The sequence below is a fragment of the Paraeggerthella hominis genome (assembly GCF_021044775.1).
Taxonomy (GTDB): Bacteria; Actinomycetota; Coriobacteriia; order Coriobacteriales; family Eggerthellaceae; genus Paraeggerthella; species Paraeggerthella hominis.
The window spans coordinates 1-18,961 of sequence record NZ_JAJNOQ010000007.1; the positions used below are offsets into that span (position 1 = coordinate 1).

The following is an 18,961-nucleotide window of genomic DNA, read 5'->3' on the forward strand; positions in this document are numbered from 1 at the left end:
CCGTTCGACTTGCATGTGTTAGGCACGCCGCCAGCGTTCATCCTGAGCCAGGATCAAACTCTCCGTTTAAAAGAGTGCGGCATCGCTGCCGCGTTCGATCTTGGTTTCCCGCCGCCCGCTGCCCCGAGGGGTCCGCGGCCGGCCGGGGTCCGTCTCATGCGGATCCGTTCACTTGGCTTTTTTCTCGCTTGTTCTGCTTCTCAGTATCCGGTTTTCAAGGTTCTCCGCCTGGGGCCGAAGCCCGAAGCGCAAGGAGATATACTACCCGTGCCCCCGCCCGGCGTCAAGAACTTTTTTCGAAAAGTTTGGATACCCTCCGCCGGGGCGGCCTCGCGGCTTTCGGCGGAGCCGGCGCGCGCCGCAAGGTTCCCCTAGCCCGTTCGGGATGGCAGCGTTCCGAACATCGGAGCAAAAGCCAAGCCACGCCGCCCGCACAACAGCAATCGCATATATTAGTATAGACGCGACAGGAACCACGTTGCCCAGACAGGAAACGCCATGCTGAACCGCGAACCGCAGAATCCCCCGCTTGCGCGCCGATCGGCTGCAAACGAGCTTCGCATTCCCGTGCCCGCTTACGCTGAAAAAGCGCTCGACGCGCTTGAGCGCGCGGGCTACGAATCATGGATCGTCGGCGGGTACGTACGAGACGCCCTCTTGGGACGACCCTGCGCCGACGTGGACATCGCAACGTCCGCCGGATGGCGCGAAACGCAACGCGCCTTCGAGGAGCGGGGACACCGCACGCATGAAACGGGCGTCGCCCACGGAACGCTCACGGTGATCGTGGACGATCGTCCTCTCGAAATAACGACGTACCGCTCCGACGGCGCTTACAGCGACGCGCGCCACCCGAACCGCGTGACGTTCGTTCGATCCATAGAGGAAGACCTTGCTCGGCGGGATTTCACTATGAACGCCCTTGCCTACCACCCCGCGCGCGGGTTGCTGGATCCCTACGGCGGAGCGGACGACCTTGCATCCTCCACGATACGCGCGGTCGGCGACCCCCAGCGTCGCTTCGCGGAAGACGCGCTGCGCATCCTGCGCGCTTGCCGCTTCGCCTCGCAATTGGGATTTGACATAGACCAGGACACCTTTCAGGGAATGCTCAGCAACAAAGGACTGCTCTGCCGCATATCGGCCGAGCGCGTCACCCACGAGATCGATCGTCTGCTTCTTGGGGAGCATGCGGGACGCGCCCTCGTGGAAACGGCCGACGTTCTGGCGGCCGTGCTGCCCGAGATTGTGGCGATGAAAGGATTCGACCAGCATACCCCCTACCATATATACGATGTTCTCGAGCATACGGCGCACGTGGTGCAAAACGTGCCCGCATACCCTCTTGTACGATGGGCCGCCCTGTTTCACGACATGGGGAAACCGGCGCTGTTCTTCACCGATGCTGACGGCGTCGGCCATTTCTACGACCACGCCGCGGTCAGCGTCGTGCTGGCGCGGGGCATCATGGGCAGGCTCGCGCTGCCCTCGGCGTTCTCGACGCGCGTCTTGAAGCTCGTAGAACGCCATGACGACGTCATCGAGCCCACGCCCAAGGCCGTGAAGCGCGCGCTCGCGCGGCTCGACGGGGACACGGAGCTGTTCCATGCGCTCTGCGACCTCAAGCGCGGCGATGCGCTCGGACAAGCCCCCCGCTGCGCGCAGCGCGTGGGCACGGTCGACCAGCTTGAAGCCGTCCTTGACGATGTATTGGCGGCCGACGAGGCGTTCTCGCTCAAGAAGCTTGCGATAAACGGGCACGACGTGCTCGCCCTTGGCGTACCGCGAGGCCCACTGGTCGGGCAAGTCCTGGCTGCGGCCCTCGACGCCGTGATCGACGAATGCCTGGACAACGACCGCCCGTCGCTTGAAGCCTTCGTCGCAAACTGGCTCGAGCGGCAGAACGAGGCCTCCGACGCGCCGCATGCCATGCCTTGAAACTTTTCTCAAAAAAGTTGAAATAAAGGCTTGACGCAGCGCGCTCGACCCCGTAATATACTTTCTCGCGCTCGCACCTCTCTCCAAAAGAAAGAGATGCGCATCGGTAACCCGATGGGGTGTCGTCTAATGGCAGGACAGCGGTTTCTGGTACCGTATGTGAGGGTTCGACTCCTTCCACCCCAGCCATTTTTACGGTATACTGCACAGCGCACCATGTGGCTCCGTCGTCTAGCGGTTTAGGACGCCGCCCTCTCAAGGCGGAGGTCGCCGGTTCGAATCCGGTCGGAGCTACCAAGAAATTGCAGATCGGAACCTCTCGGTTCCGATCTTTTTCTTTTCTCAGGATAGTACCGTTAGCCGGCAGAAAAGAAACCGGGCTGTTTCCTCATGGTGATCGGTGGCGTACAATAGCCGCGAACCAAGAGAAAAGGACCGCTATGCAAACTGAAGACCCCGACACGAAAAACAGCAGCACCCCCGTTGAAACCGATCCCGCGTTCGGCGAGCCGGTTCTCATCTGCCCCGGGCTCTACCGCGTGCGCGTGCCGCTTCCCCACAACCCGTTGCAAGCGCTCAACTCCTACATCATCCTGGGAGAGGAAACCACCACCATCATCGACGTGGGATTCAACCACCCCGCATGCGAAGAGGCGCTCGACGATGCCTTGAACCAGCTCGATCGGTCATGGGACAGCGTCGAAATCGTCCTCACCCATTCGCACCCCGACCATACGGGCAATCTCGACCGCATCTACCGCGACGGCATGCGCGTGTACGCCAACCTCCACTCGTTCAAGGAAGTGGAGAATCTCATGGAGATGCAGGGCAACGTGTTCGGCCCCTTGCTGCGCAAAGCGGCAACCCCGCAGCAAAGCGGCTTGACGTTCAGGAAGGGAAAGCACCGCCTGCACGTATCTGCGGAACTGCTCCCCCTGACGTGCAAGCCCGACCTCATCTACCTGCACGAAGGAGACGAGCTGCACGCTGGCGACTTCACGTTCCAGATCATCGAGACGCCCGGGCACGATCCGTGGCATATCTGCCTGTACGAGCCCGACCGCAACCTCATGATCATCGGCGACCACGTGCTGGAGCGCATCACGCCTTCCGTATCATCGTGGTTCCCGGCCTACAACGCCTTGGAAGAGTTTCTGGAAAGCCTGGGCAAAATGTACTCCTACGACGTCGACCTGGTTCTTCCCGCCCATGGCGCACCGTACGGAAATCTGCGCGATCGCGTGATGTACCTCATCTCGCATCACGAAGAACGACTGCAAGAGCTGTACGACCTGGTGGCAGCCGGCCACACCGACATCGTATCGATTTCCTCGCATGCGAAATGGCGTTACGACAACTGGCGCGAATGGCCGCTCGATCAGAAGTTCTTCTCGATGGGAGAAACCATGGCGCACCTGGTGTACCTGGTGTGCGAGGGCAAGATCAAGCAAACCATCTGCGGCGACGAATACCGCTTCGAACTCCCTTAGAGTCGAGCGGCATCGCAGAAACAGCCGCGGCCCACGAAAGCCGCCGTTCGAAAGGAGCGCGATCGTGCGCATCGATTTGGTAATCGAAAGCGAAAACGTGTTCACCGGAATCAGCGATGCCGCCAAACCTGGGGCTATCGCCATCGCCCAAGATCGCATCGTGGCCGTGGGGTCGCACGACGAGGTGCGCGCCTTCGTTCGAAAGGAGAACGAAGGCGGCGAGCTCCCGCCGGTTCGAGCCATGGGAGACGCCCTTGTCGTTCCCGGCTTTCACGACTCCCATCTGCACTTCTTTCACTCTGCCATCTACGCCTCGCCGCTGGCTACCACGTTTTTGGGAAAGAACGAGGCCGATTGCGTGCAGCGCATGGTCGAGTTCTCGAAGAGCCGCCCCAAGGGATGGCTTCTTGCGCAGGGATGGCGCGAGTACCGATGGGATCCGCCCGTTCTGCCCTCGAAAGCGTCGCTTGACGAAGCGTTCCCCTCCCGCCCGGTCGCCCTCTATTCGGGAGACGCCCATACGCTGTGGCTGAACTCCGCCGCGCTCGCAGAGCTGGGCCTCGACCGCACGAGCGTGCCGCCGGCGGGAGGATCGTACGACCGCGACGACGAAGGCGAGCTGACGGGCATCGTGCGCGAAGCGGCGGCCATGGAGCTCATGCCCAAGATCATGGGGTCGTTCACCGACGAGGAGGTGGCCGACGCCTACCGCGGGTTCTTCGCCCGCTTGGCGGAAAACGGCGTGACCAGCATATGCGACATGTCCCTTATGGCAAGCCCCGGCCTCGACTTCATTCGCGACGACGTGCACGCCTCTCTCTTGGAACGCGGCGAGCTTACGGCGCGCGTGCATCTGTTCCCCACGCTGCTTGAAGACATGAGCCGCTTTGAGACGATGCGCGCAACGTACACGGGGCCGATGCTGCAAGCCCCCGGGTTCAAGCAGTTCTTCGATGGCGTTTCCAGCCAGCATACTGCTTGGGTGACCGAGCCGTACACGAACGCCCAGTTCGAGAGCGACTGCGGACGGCCCACGGTGGAGCCGGACCTCATGCGCTCCTACATCATGGCTGCGGCGAGCAAGGGCTACCCCGTGCGCATCCACGCGATCGGCGATGCCGCCATTCACGCGGCTCTCGACTTCTTCGAAGAGGCGCGCGCGACGTACGGCCCGCTTCCGGATGGGCGGCGCAACTGCTTGGAGCATCTGGAGAACTTCCTGCCGGGCGACATCGAGCGCCTGGCCGACCTGCAAGTGGTGGGCGCCGTGCAGCCTCCCCACATCACGCTTGATCCCGGCGGCCCCGAACGCGATCTGGGACAAGAACGCGTACCGCTCATGTGGCCGTTTCGCACGATGCTGGACGAGGGAGCAACCTTGGCGTTCGGAACGGACTCCCCCGTGGTTGACGTCAACTCCATGAACGTCCTTTACACCGCCGTGACCAGGCAAGACCCGGAAACGCATGCACCTTGCGGCGGGTGGCTTCCCGCCGAGCGCATCAGCATGGCCGAAGCCTTGCGCGCCTACGCGCAGGGCAGCGCGGCGGCGGCAGGACGAGAACGCGAGCTGGGCACGATCGAACCAGGCATGCTCGCCGATGTAACCGTGCTCGATCGCAACGTACTAACCTGCGAAGAAGACGACATCCAGAAAACGCGCGTACTGGCCACCTTCGTCGGCGGTCACTGCGTGTACGAACGCTAACACACGATTGCGGGGGCGCCGCCCGTACACGGCAGCGCCCCCGCAATCGAACCGCCGGCCGTTCGGGAATCAACGGCTGTTCGGGAAACGAACGACAGGATCAGTACTCCCACATGTGATTGAGCGGACCGCTGCCCTCCCCCAGGTTCAAGCCCGCCCCCAAGGCTCCGCGCACGTAGTCCTTCGCGGACCGCACAGCCTGCTCGACGGTCAGACCGCGCGCCAGCCCGCACGCAATCGCGGACGAGAGCGTGCACCCCGTACCGTGCGTGTTCCGGGTATCCACGCGCAGCGCACGCAGCCAAGTCAACGACCCGTCGGGCAAAGCCAGCACGTCGTCGGCCGAATCGCTTCGATGGCCGCCTTTCACCAGTACCGCCGCAGCGCTCTGCTCGGCGAGCAAGCGAGCCGCGCGCTCCATGTCGGGCTCCCCTTCCACGGCGAAACCGCAAAGCACCGCAGCTTCGGGCATGTTGGGCGTGATCACGTCGGCCAAAGGGAAAAGAAGCTCGGCCAAAGCCGCCGCGGCGTCGTCGTCGATCAGGCGCGCGCCGCTGGTGGCTACCATGACGGGATCCACAACAACGTTGCGCGCTTCATGGCGCGCCAGGGCGCGCGCAATGGCTTCGATGATGGCAGCCGAAGACACCATGCCGATTTTAACGGCATCCGGGCGGATGTCCTCGAACACGGCGTCGATTTGGGCTGTAACGAAATCAGGCTCGACGCCCGCCACACCGGTGACGCCCAAGGTGTTCTGCGCCGTGAGCGCCGTGATGGCGGTTTCGGCGAACAGGCCGTGAGCGGCGATGGTTTTGATGTCGGCCTGGATGCCCGCGCCGCCGCTGGAGTCCGACCCGGCTATGCTCAATACCGCCTTCATGATGAATCCCTCTCTTCCAAGCCTACACGCCAAGCGCTTCTCGAACCTTTGCGCGCAGGGTGCGCGCAGCGACCTCGATGTCGCCCGCCGAGAAAAGAGCCGACACGACAGCCGCCCCGTCCGCCCCCGTCCCCGCCAGTTCGGAAACGGTCCGCTCGTTCAACCCGCCGATGGCGACCACCGGAATGTCCACGGCCTGGCAGATGGCGGCAAGGCCGTCTACGCCCGTGATGATCGCATCCTCTTTGGTAGACGTCCCGAACACCGCTCCCACGCCCAGGTAGTCCGCGCCCGCAGCCTGCGCTTCCAACGCCTGCTCGACCGTATGCACGGACACGCCCACGATGGCATCGGGGCCCAGCTTCGCACGCGCATCGGATACGGCGGCGTCGCCCTGCCCTACGTGCACGCCGTCGGCCTCCACGATGCGCGCCACCTCCACGTCGTCGTTGATGACGAACGGCACGCCGGCTTTGCGACATGCAGGTGCAAGCGTGCGAGCGCGCAGCACCATCGCTATCTGGGGCATCTCCTTTTCGCGCAGCTGCACGAACGTCGCGCCGCCGGCGATGGCCTGCTCGACGCAATCCGAAAGCGCGCGCTCCCCCAGCCATGCGTCATCGGTAACCGCGTACAGGGCCAATGCCTGGCGCAGCTTCTCACGTGGATACATCGGTGCTCCTTTCTTTTCTCAAGCTTGCGCGCAGTGCACCGAAGCAGACGATCGCACTGCGCGCGAGCGCCGCTAGGACAGCTTGGCCACCTTGGCGCCTGCCTCCAGCGCGTCTCCATCCAAATTGAACAGCGCATCAAGCAGGTACGTGCGGAACGACCCGTTGCCGTCGAAGCCGCCCATGCGTCCCTGAGCTATCTGGCCCGCCAGGCCCATCGAGGAAACGGCGGCCACCGTCGCATCCAAGATATCGTCCGGATTCGCCGTTGCGAACGCCGCGCACACGCACGAAAGCATGCAGCCCGCCCCCGTAACGCGGCCCATAAGCGAACTGCCGTTGCGGATCGCGTAGGCGCGCTCGCCGTCGGCCACGACATCGATAGCGCCGGTAATCGCCACTACGCAGCCGGTCTTCACCGCGAATTCCCGCGCGAACGCAGCAGTCGCCTCCAGATTGTCCTCGGTCACCGCGTCGTCGGGGCATACGTCCACGCCGCGCGTAGCGGCCGAGCCGCCGGCAAGCGCCTTCGCTTCGGACATGTTGCCGCGAATCACCGACACGGCCAGCTTGTCCAGCAAATCCCCCGCCGTCTTCGTACGCAAGGCCGACGCTCCCGCCCCCACCGGATCGAGCACGATGGGATGGCCCAGCTGGCTCGCGCGCTCTCCCGCCGCGAACATGCCGGCGATGCTTCGCTCGTTCAACGTCCCGATGTTCAGCACCAACCCGCCGCAAACGCCCGTGATGTCTTCGACATCGGCAGGCTCGTCGCTCATGATGGGGCTCGCGCCGATGGCCAGAAGCGCGTTCGCGCAATCGTTGACCGTCACGTAGTTCGTGATGCTGTGAACAAGCGGGGTTGTCTGCCGCACATTGTCGAGTGCGTTCTTCAAAGCGAAAGGCTGCATCACAGCTCCTTTCCCAGATCGATGGTTATGCCGTCCATGATGGTGTTCACCGTGCGCATAGCGCACATCTTACCGCACATCGTGCAGGTGCCGTCCGTCGAAGGCGGCGCGCTTTCGAAGTAACGGCGCGCCTTGACCGGATCCAAAGCCTGCTCGAACATGCCCTCCCAGTCCACGCGGCGACGCGCGTCGCTCATAAGGTTGTCGCGGTCGCGCGCGCCCGGCACGCCCTTGGCGATGTCGGCGGCATGGGCGGCTATCTTCGTGGCAACCAGCCCTTCGCGCACGTCGTTCACGTCGGGCAGGCGCAGATGCTCGGCGGGTGTCACGTAGCAGAGGAAATCGGCTCCCGAGCTGGCAGCGACCGCGCCGCCGATCGCTGCCGTGATATGGTCGTATCCTGGGGCGATATCCGTAACAAGGGGCCCCAGCACGTAAAAGGGCGCGTTATGGCACAGGCGCTTCTCCAGCTTCATGTTCGCGGCTATCTCGTCGAGCGCCATATGCCCGGGGCCCTCCACCATCACCTGCACGCCGGCGTCCCACGCGCGCTTCGTAAGCTTGCCGATCTCGATAAGCTCGGCGATCTGACCCGCATCGGTCGCATCGAACGTCGAGCCGGGACGCATGGCATCGCCGATGCTGATGGTTACGTCGTGCTCATGCAAAATGGCCAGCACGTCGTCGTAGAACTCGTAGAAGGGGTTCTCGTTGCCCGTAGCTTCCATCCAGGCGAAAATGAGCGACCCGCCGCGGCTCACGATGTTGGTAAGGCGCCCCGTTTCGCGAAACGACTCGATGGTGCGTCGGTTCATGCCGGCGTGGATGGTGACGAAGTCCACGCCGTCTTCCGCATGCGCGCGAACCACGCGCAGGAAGTCGTCCACCGTGATGTCTACGAGCGCTTTCTCCAGATAGCCGATGGCGTCGTACATGGGCACGGTGCCGATCATGGCCGACGACTTCTCGATGAGGCGCGTGCGGAACCCTTGCGTCTTGCCGCTGTTCGACAGATCCATGATGGCCTCGGCACCCAGCTCGAACGCCACTTCGACCTTTTTCCACTCTTCGGCTTCGTCGGCAAGGTCACCCGAAATGCCCAGGTTGACGTTGACTTTGGTGCGAAGCCCGCCGCCTACGCCTTCAGGCGAGAGGCTTGCGTGATGGATGTTCGCGGGAATGGCTATGCGGCCTGCAGCCACGCCCTCCCGGATGAATTCGGGGTCGAGCCCCTCTTTTTCGGCGACGATCGCCATTTCGCGCGTGACGGTTCCGGCACGTGCCGCATCGATCTGCGTCATGAAGCTCCCTTCGTTGGCATTACCCATGTCAGGTTCCTCGGGTCGAAGCGTGCGTCGGCGCTTCCTCTCAGCCTGCCCGGCCGCGATGCGGCTGCAAGCTCCCCGGTATGAAAAGGTACGCGATCAGTATAGCCGTCATCGCGAAAGAACAAGGTGGACCGGATGCGAACGACGGGTTTTTCACGGAAGCGGCGCTATGCGCGCATGGCAGCACGAAAGAATGCACCCGGACATGCCGGGAGAATGCGTGGTGCCCCCAGGAGGATTCGAATCTCCGTTTCCGGCTTGAGTGGCCGGCGTCCTTGGCCGCTAGACGATGGGGGCTTGTAGGCATCGAGACCCTAGTTCCAAAAAAGCCTCTTGAATACGATCAGGAAGACGACCGGTTCTCCCCGTACAGTTCGGCAAGCACTTCAGCTGCCGCATGAACGAACCCGTCGATGTCCTCATTGGAGTGAGCAAGAGAAAGAAACAATCCTTCGAACTGGCTCGGGGCAACAAGGAATCCGCGATCGAGCATTCTCGAGAAATAACGCGAAAAAGCAGCGATGTCGCATGCACGAGCGACTTCGTAATCGCGAACGACCTCGGGCGAGAAGAACAGCGTGGCAAGAGAGCCCGATCGATTCACGGTACAAGGCGCACCCGCTTCGGCAATGGCCTGCTTGAGGCCGGTCTCCAGACGAAGCCCTTTGATCTCAAGCTCTTCATAGACCCCTGGACGTTCGAGAACCGCAAGGGTGGCGAGCCCTGCTTCCATGGCAACAGGATTCCCCGAAAGAGTCCCAGCTTGGTACACCGGGCCGCAGGGGGCAAGAGCCTCCATCACATCGGCTCGCCCTGCAAAACAGCCAACGGGAAACCCGCCGCCGATGATCTTCCCCAACGTGCAGAGATCCGGCAGAACCCCGAAACGTTCCTGAGCGCCGCCGAGCGCTGCGCGAAACCCGCTGATCACTTCATCGAAAATCAAAAGCGAACCTGAAAGATCGCATAAGCGGCGCAATCCTTCCAGAAAACCGGCCGCAGGGGGCACGACGCCCATGTTTCCCGCAATAGGCTCTACGATAACGCAGGCGACCTTTCCTTCATGAGCATGCATAACACGCTCGACAGCGTCGAGATCGTTGTACGCAACGACAAGCGTATCGCGTGCAGCACCTTTGGTAACGCCCGGCGTCCCAGGTATGCCAAGCGTGGCAACGCCGCTGCCCGCGCTTGCCAGCAGCGCATCGGAGTGGCCATGGTAGCACCCGTCGAACTTGATCACGAGGGGCCTGCCCGTGAACCCGCGCGCAAGGCGCACCGCGCTCATGGTGGCTTCGGTTCCTGAAGACACCATGCGCGCCCTTTCGGCGCACGGGACCAACGCGCATACCTTTTCGGCTAGGAGCACTTCCGCTTCGCAGGGTGCGCCGAACGACAGGCCCCGCTCAAGCTGGGAGCGCACGGCGTCAAGGACCTCCAAGGGGCGATGCCCCAGGATCATGGGACCCCATGAACCGATGAAGTCAACGTACTCGTTGCCGTCCACGTCGACAACGCGGCTTCCGAAAGCACGTTCGTAAAACACCGGAGCGCCCTCGACGTTCGCAAATGCGCGAACAGGCGAATTCACGCCCCCCGGTATGCACCTGCATGCCTCAGAGAACAGCGCAGCCGAACGGTTGCGCGAAAGAGCGGCAACTTTCATTGATCCTCCTCGAAGTATCGCATTGACGTCTTTTTGAACTCGCGCGTGGAATACAGCAAGCGCGGCGGACGCACGCTGATGCCTTCCTGGCCAAGGTTGAAATGCAGTTCGCTTGCCATGCGCTGGCAGCTTGCGCGGTCGTATCCGTGAATCATCGTATACAGGTTGTACGGCCACGTGACGCAACGAGGGCGTTCGTAGCAATGGCTCACGAGCAACGGAGCTGCCAACACTGCGCCAGCGGAAAGAACCTTGTCGTCGGGCACGTCCCACACGCCCATCGCGTTGCCGGCGAAGCCCATGCGCCGATGGCGAACCATGGCGCCGAAACGACGGGCAACTCCGGTCTCGAGTAACGACCGCGTGCGGTCGATCGCCCACGTCTCTCCAAGCGTCCGGTTCGCGTATTCCGACGCGACTTGTGCGGCTCGAGCAAAGGGACGCAACGTGCCAGCGAGGTCTCCCTGCAGGGCGCGAACCAGCGCACGGTCGGCGGCATCGAGCTCTTCGGCAACGATGCCGGACGGCTCGAGAGGCGCGTAGGCCGACGCAGGCTTCGCAGCGGCGCGCGCAAGATCGCCGCCGACCGACGTCTCGGCCACATCGAACGCAACGTTTATCTTGAACAGCCGGCGCGCAGGAAGCACGAGGCAGTCGTCGCACCCTGTTGCAGCTACGATACGCTTAAGTTCGGCATCGCGCTCCAACACGCCGCGCGCGATAAACGTGAACCACAGGTTGTACCGGTTATCGCGTTCGTAGCTGTGCGTGACGCCCGCATATTCGCCCACCAAAGCAGCAACGCGCTCGATCTCATCGGAAGCAACCGCCAATGCGACAAGCGTCGATGCGTATCCGAGACGAGAAGATTCGAAACTCGCACCGATACGGCGAACGATCCCTTCCGATCGAAGCGACTCCACGACGCAGTACGCCTCGCCTTCCGATAGGCCGCACGCCTCCCCAAGAGAGGCGTAAGGCCGCTCGCACAGGGGAAGCGCGTGCTGCACCTGCGTGAGAACCGTACGGGAAACCGCCGCCCCCAAGCTGTCGCACGTCGTACGTTCGACCGAAAAGAGACTGCTATCGTCATGCATGGCAATCCTCGACGATCCAACGAGCAGCGTCTTTGGCATGATACGTGATAAGAACGTCAGCACCGGCGCGCTTCATGGACAACAGCGTCTCCAGAACCACGCGACGTTCGTCGATCCATCCTTGCGCCGCAGCCGCTTTCACCATAGCGTACTCTCCAGACACGTTGTAAGCTACCACAGGGAACGCAAAGGAATCCTTCACTCGCCGCACCACATCAAGATAGGAAAGCGCCGGCTTCACGATGACCAAGTCGGCTCCCTCCTCGATATCGAGTTGCACCTCGCGCAGCGCCTCGTCACTGTTCGCGGGATCCATCTGGTAGGTCGAGCGATCCCCGAACGCCGGCGCAGAATCGGCAGCATCGCGAAACGGCCCGTAGTAACCTGACGCGTATTTCGCCGAGTACGCCATGATGGGCACCTGCGAGAATCCCGCTTCGTCAAGCGCGCGGCGAATAGCAGCCACGCGCCCGTCCATCATGTCCGAAGGCGCTACCATGTCGGCGCCGGCACGCGCGTGGCTCACGGCTTCTGCAGCAAGAAGCGCAAGCGTGTCGTCGTTTTTCACGTCGCCCCGTTCATCGAGTACGCCGCAGTGCCCATGATCGGTGTATTCGCACAAGCACACATCCGTAATCACATGAAAATCGGGCGCATGGCGCTTTATCGCGCGAACAGCTTCCTGCACGATTCCATGATCGTCGTACGCCTCGCTTCCCCGCGCATCCTTGCATGCGGGCAACCCGAACAGGATAAGCGATCCCACGTGGCAACGTCGCAACTCGTCCACCTCGGACGCAAGCTGATCAACCGAAAGCTGGAACACCCCCGGCATGGATGCAACTTCGTTGCGCACGCCTGCGCCCGACCTGACGAACAGCGGATAGATGAAGTCGCTCGGGTCCAAAACGGTCTCGCGCACGAATGCGCGCACCGTGGGATTTGCACGCATGCGACGCGGACGGTAATCGGGAAATCTCATACGGTAGCCTCCTCTCCGACGCGCCTACGCGACGCCGATTTCCTCGTCGGTTAAGTAGCAAGCCGGATCAGGGCCCCATAAGTTGCCCGTTGCCGCTTCGCTGCGCACCCGAAAGTTTCCATTGCAGATAGCAAGCCAGCGACAGCGTTTGCACCGGCCCTCCACGAAGGGGCGCTTATCCTTGAGCCGGAACATGAGCTCGCTTTGCTCGGTTGCACGGCTCGTATCGGTCCATATCTCCGAAAACAAACGTTCGCGCACGTTCCCCAACGGGAAATGGCGCCAGAATTGATCAGCGTACACCTCGCCGTCCCAGCTTATGCAGCCAATGCCTGCTCCTGTCGAATTGCCGCGATTCCATTGGAGCAGTTGCAGCACCTCTTCAGCGCGGGCGGGGTCTTCCCGCAGCAGTTCAAGGTACACGAAGGGGCCGTCGGCATGGTTGTCCACGGTCAAAATCTCGGGCGATCCCCCGCGATCGAACCATGCCCGCGTGCGATCCATGATGAAGCGCACCGCCGCGCGAGTCTCCCCATGATCGAGGTCCTCGTCCATGAGCGCGCTGCCGCGCCCCGTGTACACCAAATGGTAGAAGCAAGCGCGATTGATGCCTTCGGCTTCCATGATGTCGAACACGTCGCCTATCTCGCGCCAATTGCGCTTGCTGATCGTCATCCGCACGCCAACCTTCATGCCGGCTGCCTTTGCGTTTCGAATGCCCTCGATCGCCCGATCGAAACTCCCGGGCAAACCGCGGAACCGATCATGCGTCGCGCGTGAACCGTCAAGGGATACGCCAACGTAAGACAGCCCGACCTCGGCGAAACGCTTCGCAAGGTCAGGCGTAATGAGGGTGCCGTTCGTCGACAGGACCACGCGCATACCGCGACTCTTCGCGTACTGCATCAACTCCACGACATCGGGACGCATGCACGGCTCTCCCCCCGAGAACAAAAGCACCGGCGCGCCAAACGTAGCCAGATCGTCGATCATGCGCAAAGCTTCGGTTGTACCCATCTCGTTTTCGTAGAGCTTGCATTCGGATCCGGCATAGCAATGCACGCACCGAAGATTGCACGTTCGAGTGCAGTTCCACACGACAACGGGCTTCTTGTCCCTCGAGAACTGAAGAAGCTCGCTTGGCAGGCTGCGCGAATCACGACCGTAACGCAGTACGTCAGCAGGTTCCACAGCCCCGCAATACAATTTCGATATCCCAATCATAAACGCTTCCTCACTTTCCTTCGGAGCATGCAGCCCGATGCTCGACAATAGCCTCCACCAAGCCGGGGATCGTATACTCCTTGGCTTCGGCAGCGATAGAAAAGCCTTCATCGAAGGCGGCAGCCGACGTGATGGGCCCGATAGAGTAGCAAGACAATCCTTCGAGCAACGACGAGGAGTCCGCAGAGACGTCGTTCACAAGGCTCGCAAAATTTCGCACGGTAGACGAGGAAGTGAACGTCACGGCGTCAACATCTCCGGCAAGAAGGCGCGATAACGAAGGCTCCACTGATTCCCGCGATGGGGCCACCGTTCGATACACGGGAACGACGTCGACCGAAGCTCCGCGCGCACGCAGCATGCTAGGCAGGATCTCCCGAGCTTCGAACGCTCGAGCAACAAGTATTCGATCGCCATCGGCCAAACCCGCTTCGATAAGCTGATCGGCAACCGCTTCCGCTCGGTACTCACAAGGCACGAAGTCGGCTGCAATGCCGTATCCTTTCAATTCCTCAGCCGTAGCCGGGCCGATAGCGGCAACGCGCGCACTCGCAAGCGCACGAGAATCCAAACCGGCATGCGACAACCGCTCGAAGAACGCCTTCACGCCATTCGCACTCGTGAACACCACGAAACGATACGACCTCAAGTCTGCTATGCACGCATCGACCTCATCATAGGAGGGAAGCGGCGCTATGGCGATGGCGGGCAGCTCCAAGACGCAGGCGCCAAGCGAGCGAAGCCGCAACGCCAACGCGCTTATCTGAGAACGTGCGCGCGTGACCGCAATGGTCATGCCCGCCAACGGCCCGGATTCGTACCAAGCGATGCGCTCACGCAAGGCAACCACCGCCCCGACCACGATAATAGCGGGCGCCTTGAATCCGGCAGCAGCTGCGCTTTCGGCTATCGTTGCCAACGTGCCCGAAAGCACCTCTTGATCAGGCGTCGTCGCCCAACGTACGAGCATAACGGGCGTTTCCGGATCCCGGCCAGCCTCCATAAGCTTGCGGGAGATGAGGGGCAAGTTTCGGACGCCCATGTAAAAGCACAACGTGTCCGCGCCGTGCGCGATGCCCTCCCAGTCGAGGGAGGACTCGTCTTTTGTCGGATCCTCGCTTCCCGCGATGAACGCGACCGACGATGCCATGCCACGATGCGTAACCGGCACGCCTGCATACGCCGGCGCAGCAATCCCGCTCGTTACGCCCGGAATGATCGAGCAAGCCACGCCGGCATCGCGGAGCGCGGCGGCCTCTTCGCCGCCTCGACCAAACACGAACGGATCGCCGCCCTTGAGGCGGACGAGCACCCCGCCGCCGCGCGCTTCAAGCCGGCGAGCCTTGTCAACGAGCAAGCTGTTGATCTCGTTTTGGGTTACGTGATTCGAAAAACCCTTCTTCCCCACGTATACGCACTCGGAAGAGCCGGGCGCATGCGCCAGAAGCAGGGGATTTGCCAAATAGTCGTACACCACGACATCGGCGCGTTTGAGCGCGGCGGCGCCCGCCACCGTCATTAAGCCAGGATCTCCCGGCCCTGCACCCACGAGAAAGACCTCTACGCGACCGATCGGCTTTGGCGTTGTCATGCAAGCCGCCTTTCATCGCCTGCAACACGCGCCTCGTCAAGAACAGCGCGCGCTCCAAGAGACTCAAGATCCTCCACGGCTGCAAGGGCGAGCGCACGAGCCTCACGCACAGCCTGCTCGGTTTCGACAAGGCAGCCAGGCTGCGAAAGCTTCGTGCGCAGCCGACTCCTCAATGCGAGAGTACCGTCCAATCTCCCCGCAAACGCGTCGAGAACCAGTTCAGGGCCTTCGAAGCGGGCATAGGCTCCCAGGGGTACCTGGCACCCTCCATCGAGAGCGCGCATGACGCAGCGTTCAGCCGTCACGCATACGTTGGTGACCGCATCGCACACAAGAGCGCAAACGCGAGCTACAGCTTCGTCATCAGCGCGTATCTCGAGCCCAATCGCCCCCTGCCCTACGGCGGGAACCACAACGTCGACAGGGAATGCTTCGACGATTTCGCGCTCCCAACCCATACGCTTTATCCCAGCGGCGGCCAAAACGATAGCGTCAAGCGATCCATCGCGCACTTTAGCTATCCGGGTATCCAGGTTCCCTCGAACCTCCATGTACTCGAGATCGTCGCGCACCGCTCTCAGCTGAGCAAGACGACGAAGAGCACCCGTTCCCACACGCGCGCCGGAAGGCAAGGAAGCGAACGTCGCGCCCGGCACGGCAACGAGGGCATCGCGGGCATCCGCTCGTTCCAAGCACCCCGCAAGCACAAGACCTTCCGGCAGCACCGTGGGAACGTCTTTCATGGAGTGAACGCATACGTCTACACGACCATCGAGCAAGGCTTGCTCGAGCTCTTTCGTAAACAGCCCTTTGTCACCTATTTTTGACAAAGCCACATCGAGAACCCGATCTCCTTTGGTCTTCACGACCTCGATCTCGACCTGGATATCCGGACGGACAAGGCGCAAACGGTCGGCAACGTAATGGGCCTGCCACAAAGCAAGTTCGCTGCCACGAGAGCCTATTTTCAAACAAGGCATGAAGCATCCTTTCGGTCATGAGGGCATGCACCGCAACCGCGACGAGCGCAAGCAGAGCCGGAGGACAGTCGACACATGCGGCCATCGTCGCTGCGGCATGAGAATCCCTGCGGGCACGCGTCAAGACCGAACAGATAGCGTGCGGCTTCGGTATAACGGTAAGCGTCAGGATCGCTTGCTTGCTTGCGCAAGCGGGCCGTGGGTCCATGAAGCAGTTTTTTCGCCACAGCGTTCGCAAGCAAATCAAGCACCGCGCGCTCGCTGTCAGACAACGCGCCCTCCCGAAGCGCGGCAAGCGCTTTAGCGGCGCGAGCAACTTCCAGCTCGCACACGTCACGAGCCTTGCCATGCATCTGCTTCACCGTAGGAGTCACCACTCGCTCTTGCATCCAAGAAAGGAAGTCGTCAACCTGTTCAGCTACAAGAGCTTCCGCTCGCACCGATTCCGCTGCGCGAATACGAGCGTTGCCGGCTGCTTCTGCGCCAATATCATCAAGATCAAAGCAAACGATTCCTTCCATGCGCGCACATTCGGGGTCGACCGCTCGAGGCATCCCCACATCCACCGTCACAAGACGGTGCGATCCATCGATCCGCTTCTTCAACGAACGAGACATCATGGCACGAGTCACCAGCAACTCTTCGCCGCCAGCGCAAGCAACCACCAGATCGGCTCGGGCAAGCTCCTTCTCCAACTGGTCGATTTTCACCGATTTGCCACCCACACGAGCTGCAGCTTCTCTCGCACGCTTGAACGTGCGATTAACCACCGTAATGTTTTCCACTCCACGCTCTTTGAGGTACCCGAGAGCAAGCATTCCCATTTCGCCGGCGCCCACCACAAGCGCTCTTCGTCCGTCCAACGTCCCCAGCTCTCGTTCGGCAAGTTGAACCGCAGCCGTGGAAATCGACACCGAACGACAACCGATAGCCGTCTGATCCCGCACGCGCTTTCCAACTTCGAGAGCGCTGCGAAACAGCCGGCGCGTCACCTCGCCCACCGCACCAGCGCTTTCGGCGGCCGCAAACGCGCGCCTTACCTGGCCGATGATCTGAGCTTCGCCAAGCACGATTGAATCAAGCGACGAAGCAACTCGAAACAAATGCTCCACCGCTCCCGGACCCTGCTTCACGACAAGAGCCTGGGCAAGCGCTTCCGCATCGGCGTCTTTCATGCCAGGAAGACCCTGCAGGAAATCAAAGATAGCTCGTATTCCATCAGTCACGGTGACAACCGTCGCATACACCTCGGTGCGGTTGCACGTGGACAGAACGACCGCCTCCGACACCACGTCATTCGAAACAAGGCACTCAAGGGCAACGTTCAGTTTTTCGGAAGGTACAACCAGCTTTTCCCGCAGCTCTACGGAAGCGCTTGCATGGCTCACGCCGGCAGACAAAAGCATCATCGCGATTCGCCAGCCTTAAAGCCCGACTCGTCGACGGCATCGAGAGCTTCGATGTAAACCGATTCCGCATCAAGAACCTCGCCGGCGCGAAGACGACCGAGCAACCCCAGATCGCATGCCGCCTCGAGCACGGCAGCGCGCTCGGTTTCGCCCCCCGAGATACGATCGCGAACGAGCATTCGCACTTCAGACAGTAAATCCGTGTATACCGCCCAATCATCCGAATAACGCTCTTCCAACTCGCATCGCAAACGCTTCGCCAGCACTGGCGCAGCGCCGCCAGTAGATACGGCAAACTGCAGTGATCCGCGTCGAGCAACGGACGGCACGATAAAATTGCAGTGCTGCGGATCGTCCGCGACGTTGGCCAGAACACCGCGCGCCTCGGCTTCGGCATAAACAGCTTCGTTGATTGCCGCGTCGTCGGTTGCGGCGTACACGAGGAACGCCCCTTTCAGATCACCTTCGCCATAAAGACGTCGCTCAAGCGTCACCGAACCCTCGTTCACCCGAACTTCCAGGCCCGCCGTAACGTCAGGAGACACAACGCGTACGCGTGCACCCGCCTTCAAAAGCCCGTCCACTTTCCGCTCGGCGATACTTCCACCGCCTACCACAACGGTAAAACGTCCCCGTACGTCAAGAAACACTGGATAATACGGCGTACACGTACGCGGCTTTTTCGGAGCACACACCGCAACTGAGTTGTCCATACGACCTCCTCATAACTGGTCTCCTTTCCCAGCGATCAGCACAACCGCCCTGCTTTTCGCACATGAAGACACACGAATGCCCAAGCCGCGCACGTCGACTCTTCGGTTCGTTTCGAACCTCGTTTGAACTTGTCTCGGATTCTCGTCTTTCGCCTTGCGCTTTCTTAAAGCACAAGGGCCATCGTCTTCAGTCGATTCTCGATCGACCGCAAGCGCAGCATAAGACATGACGCAACGTCGCCGTCAACCATCTTTTTGAAAGAGATTTGCTACATGCGGGACGCACGTTTTGCGACCGCATTCCCGCACAACGAAAGAAGCGGATCGAACAAACGTCCGCAAGCATTGTAGATAACGCGCGAAGAAGATG

15 protein-coding genes, 3 tRNA genes, 1 rRNA gene and 1 riboswitch are annotated in these 18,961 nt (G+C 61.5%); of the genes, 5 read left to right on the forward strand and 14 right to left on the reverse strand.

The features are described 5' to 3' along the window. Positions 1 to 69: ribosomal RNA gene (locus tag LQE90_RS08310) — 16S ribosomal RNA — on the reverse strand; the annotation flags it as partial. 429 nt (positions 70 to 498) lie between these two features. Between LQE90_RS08310 and LQE90_RS08315 the strand changes: the two genes are divergently transcribed. The 5 genes from LQE90_RS08315 to LQE90_RS08335 all read left to right on the forward strand — a co-directional run bounded on the left by LQE90_RS08315 (position 499) and on the right by LQE90_RS08335 (position 5,136). After that, on the forward strand, positions 499 to 1,938 hold the full coding sequence (locus LQE90_RS08315) for a CCA tRNA nucleotidyltransferase (protein ID WP_216529423.1): 1,440 nt from the start codon (positions 499 to 501) through the stop codon (positions 1,936 to 1,938). A 115-nt stretch (positions 1,939 to 2,053) separates the two neighbouring features. Continuing rightward, positions 2,054 to 2,127, forward strand: a tRNA-Gln gene (locus LQE90_RS08320). Between the two features lie 31 nt (positions 2,128 to 2,158). Then, positions 2,159 to 2,235, forward strand: a tRNA-Glu gene (locus LQE90_RS08325). 143 nt (positions 2,236 to 2,378) lie between these two features. After that, on the forward strand, positions 2,379 to 3,428 hold the full coding sequence (locus tag LQE90_RS08330; protein ID WP_216529424.1) for an MBL fold metallo-hydrolase: 1,050 nt from the start codon (positions 2,379 to 2,381) through the stop codon (positions 3,426 to 3,428). Between the two features lie 64 nt (positions 3,429 to 3,492). Next, positions 3,493 to 5,136 (forward strand): amidohydrolase, encoded by a 1,644-nt coding sequence (locus LQE90_RS08335; RefSeq protein WP_216529425.1) that lies wholly within the window; start codon positions 3,493 to 3,495, stop codon positions 5,134 to 5,136. A gap of 100 nt (positions 5,137 to 5,236) precedes the next feature. Here the strand turns inward: LQE90_RS08335 and thiD are convergent, their stop codons facing one another. The 13 genes from thiD to LQE90_RS08400 all read right to left on the reverse strand — a co-directional run bounded on the left by thiD (position 5,237) and on the right by LQE90_RS08400 (position 18,591). Next, positions 5,237 to 6,019: a bifunctional hydroxymethylpyrimidine kinase/phosphomethylpyrimidine kinase gene (thiD, locus tag LQE90_RS08340; protein ID WP_216529426.1), complete on the reverse strand. Its 783-nt coding sequence runs from the start codon at positions 6,017 to 6,019 to the stop codon at positions 5,237 to 5,239. A 22-nt stretch (positions 6,020 to 6,041) separates the two neighbouring features. After that, positions 6,042 to 6,692 (reverse strand): thiamine phosphate synthase, encoded by a 651-nt coding sequence (gene thiE, locus LQE90_RS08345; protein ID WP_216529427.1) that lies wholly within the window; start codon positions 6,690 to 6,692, stop codon positions 6,042 to 6,044. A gap of 72 nt (positions 6,693 to 6,764) precedes the next feature. After that, positions 6,765 to 7,601, reverse strand: coding sequence for a hydroxyethylthiazole kinase (thiM, locus tag LQE90_RS08350; protein ID WP_216529428.1), 837 nt, complete (start codon positions 7,599 to 7,601; stop codon positions 6,765 to 6,767). Next, complete coding sequence (gene thiC / locus LQE90_RS08355; RefSeq protein ID WP_216529429.1) at positions 7,601 to 8,929, reverse strand: phosphomethylpyrimidine synthase ThiC; 1,329 nt, start codon at positions 8,927 to 8,929, stop codon at positions 7,601 to 7,603. Before thiC ends, thiM begins: the two co-directional genes overlap by 1 nt. Beyond that, positions 8,891 to 9,017: riboswitch (TPP riboswitch) on the reverse strand. Its footprint overlaps the gene before it by 39 nt. 133 nt (positions 9,018 to 9,150) lie before the next feature. Beyond that, a tRNA-Glu gene (locus tag LQE90_RS08360) sits at positions 9,151 to 9,226 on the reverse strand. Between the two features lie 46 nt (positions 9,227 to 9,272). Beyond that, positions 9,273 to 10,595, reverse strand: a complete 1,323-nt coding sequence (hemL, locus tag LQE90_RS08365; protein ID WP_114567227.1) for a glutamate-1-semialdehyde 2,1-aminomutase — start codon at positions 10,593 to 10,595, stop codon at positions 9,273 to 9,275. Next, a complete protein-coding gene (gene ahbB, locus LQE90_RS08370; RefSeq protein WP_216529430.1) occupies positions 10,592 to 11,692 on the reverse strand; it encodes a siroheme decarboxylase subunit beta in 1,101 nt (366 codons plus the stop codon). The genes hemL and ahbB overlap by 4 nt, the downstream gene beginning before the upstream one ends. After that, positions 11,685 to 12,674 (reverse strand): porphobilinogen synthase, encoded by a 990-nt coding sequence (hemB, locus tag LQE90_RS08375; protein WP_123192227.1) that lies wholly within the window; start codon positions 12,672 to 12,674, stop codon positions 11,685 to 11,687. Before hemB ends, ahbB begins: the two co-directional genes overlap by 8 nt. A 24-nt stretch (positions 12,675 to 12,698) precedes the next feature. Further along, positions 12,699 to 13,898, reverse strand: coding sequence for a 12,18-didecarboxysiroheme deacetylase (ahbC, locus tag LQE90_RS08380; protein ID WP_114567224.1), 1,200 nt, complete (start codon positions 13,896 to 13,898; stop codon positions 12,699 to 12,701). 10 nt (positions 13,899 to 13,908) lie between these two features. Next, entirely contained in the window at positions 13,909 to 15,489 is a 1,581-nt protein-coding gene (gene cobA, locus LQE90_RS08385; RefSeq protein ID WP_114567223.1) for a uroporphyrinogen-III C-methyltransferase, read from the reverse strand. Next, positions 15,486 to 16,469 carry a hydroxymethylbilane synthase gene (gene hemC, locus LQE90_RS08390; protein WP_216529431.1) on the reverse strand — a complete coding sequence of 328 codons (984 nt, stop codon included), beginning with the start codon at positions 16,467 to 16,469 and terminating at the stop codon, positions 15,486 to 15,488. The genes cobA and hemC overlap by 4 nt, the downstream gene beginning before the upstream one ends. Beyond that, positions 16,457 to 17,878, reverse strand: coding sequence for a glutamyl-tRNA reductase (hemA, locus tag LQE90_RS08395; protein ID WP_216529432.1), 1,422 nt, complete (start codon positions 17,876 to 17,878; stop codon positions 16,457 to 16,459). The genes hemC and hemA overlap by 13 nt, the downstream gene beginning before the upstream one ends. After that, positions 17,875 to 18,591, reverse strand: coding sequence for a precorrin-2 dehydrogenase/sirohydrochlorin ferrochelatase family protein (locus LQE90_RS08400; RefSeq protein ID WP_216529433.1), 717 nt, complete (start codon positions 18,589 to 18,591; stop codon positions 17,875 to 17,877). The genes hemA and LQE90_RS08400 overlap by 4 nt, the downstream gene beginning before the upstream one ends. Between the last annotated feature and the right edge of the window lie 370 nt (positions 18,592 to 18,961).

What these genes read in the sequence shown, in the direction of transcription:
- cobA (WP_114567223.1), bottom strand. Translation starts at nt 15,489, where the DNA reads ATGACAACGCCAAAGCCGATCGGTCGCGTAGAGGTCTTTCTCGTGGGT.
- hemA (WP_216529432.1), bottom strand. Translation starts at nt 17,878, where the DNA reads ATGATGCTTTTGTCTGCCGGCGTGAGCCATGCAAGCGCTTCCGTAGAG.
- LQE90_RS08400 (WP_216529433.1), bottom strand. Translation starts at nt 18,591, where the DNA reads ATGGACAACTCAGTTGCGGTGTGTGCTCCGAAAAAGCCGCGTACGTGT.
- ahbC (WP_114567224.1), bottom strand. Translation starts at nt 13,898, where the DNA reads ATGATTGGGATATCGAAATTGTATTGCGGGGCTGTGGAACCTGCTGAC.
- LQE90_RS08330 (WP_216529424.1), top strand. Translation starts at nt 2,379, where the DNA reads ATGCAAACTGAAGACCCCGACACGAAAAACAGCAGCACCCCCGTTGAA.
- thiM (WP_216529428.1), bottom strand. Translation starts at nt 7,601, where the DNA reads ATGCAGCCTTTCGCTTTGAAGAACGCACTCGACAATGTGCGGCAGACA.
- hemL (WP_114567227.1), bottom strand. Translation starts at nt 10,595, where the DNA reads ATGAAAGTTGCCGCTCTTTCGCGCAACCGTTCGGCTGCGCTGTTCTCT.
- thiD (WP_216529426.1), bottom strand. Translation starts at nt 6,019, where the DNA reads ATGAAGGCGGTATTGAGCATAGCCGGGTCGGACTCCAGCGGCGGCGCG.
- LQE90_RS08315 (WP_216529423.1), top strand. Translation starts at nt 499, where the DNA reads ATGCTGAACCGCGAACCGCAGAATCCCCCGCTTGCGCGCCGATCGGCT.
- ahbB (WP_216529430.1), bottom strand. Translation starts at nt 11,692, where the DNA reads ATGCATGACGATAGCAGTCTCTTTTCGGTCGAACGTACGACGTGCGAC.
- thiE (WP_216529427.1), bottom strand. Translation starts at nt 6,692, where the DNA reads ATGTATCCACGTGAGAAGCTGCGCCAGGCATTGGCCCTGTACGCGGTT.
- hemB (WP_123192227.1), bottom strand. Translation starts at nt 12,674, where the DNA reads ATGAGATTTCCCGATTACCGTCCGCGTCGCATGCGTGCAAATCCCACG.
- thiC (WP_216529429.1), bottom strand. Translation starts at nt 8,929, where the DNA reads ATGGGTAATGCCAACGAAGGGAGCTTCATGACGCAGATCGATGCGGCA.
- hemC (WP_216529431.1), bottom strand. Translation starts at nt 16,469, where the DNA reads ATGCCTTGTTTGAAAATAGGCTCTCGTGGCAGCGAACTTGCTTTGTGG.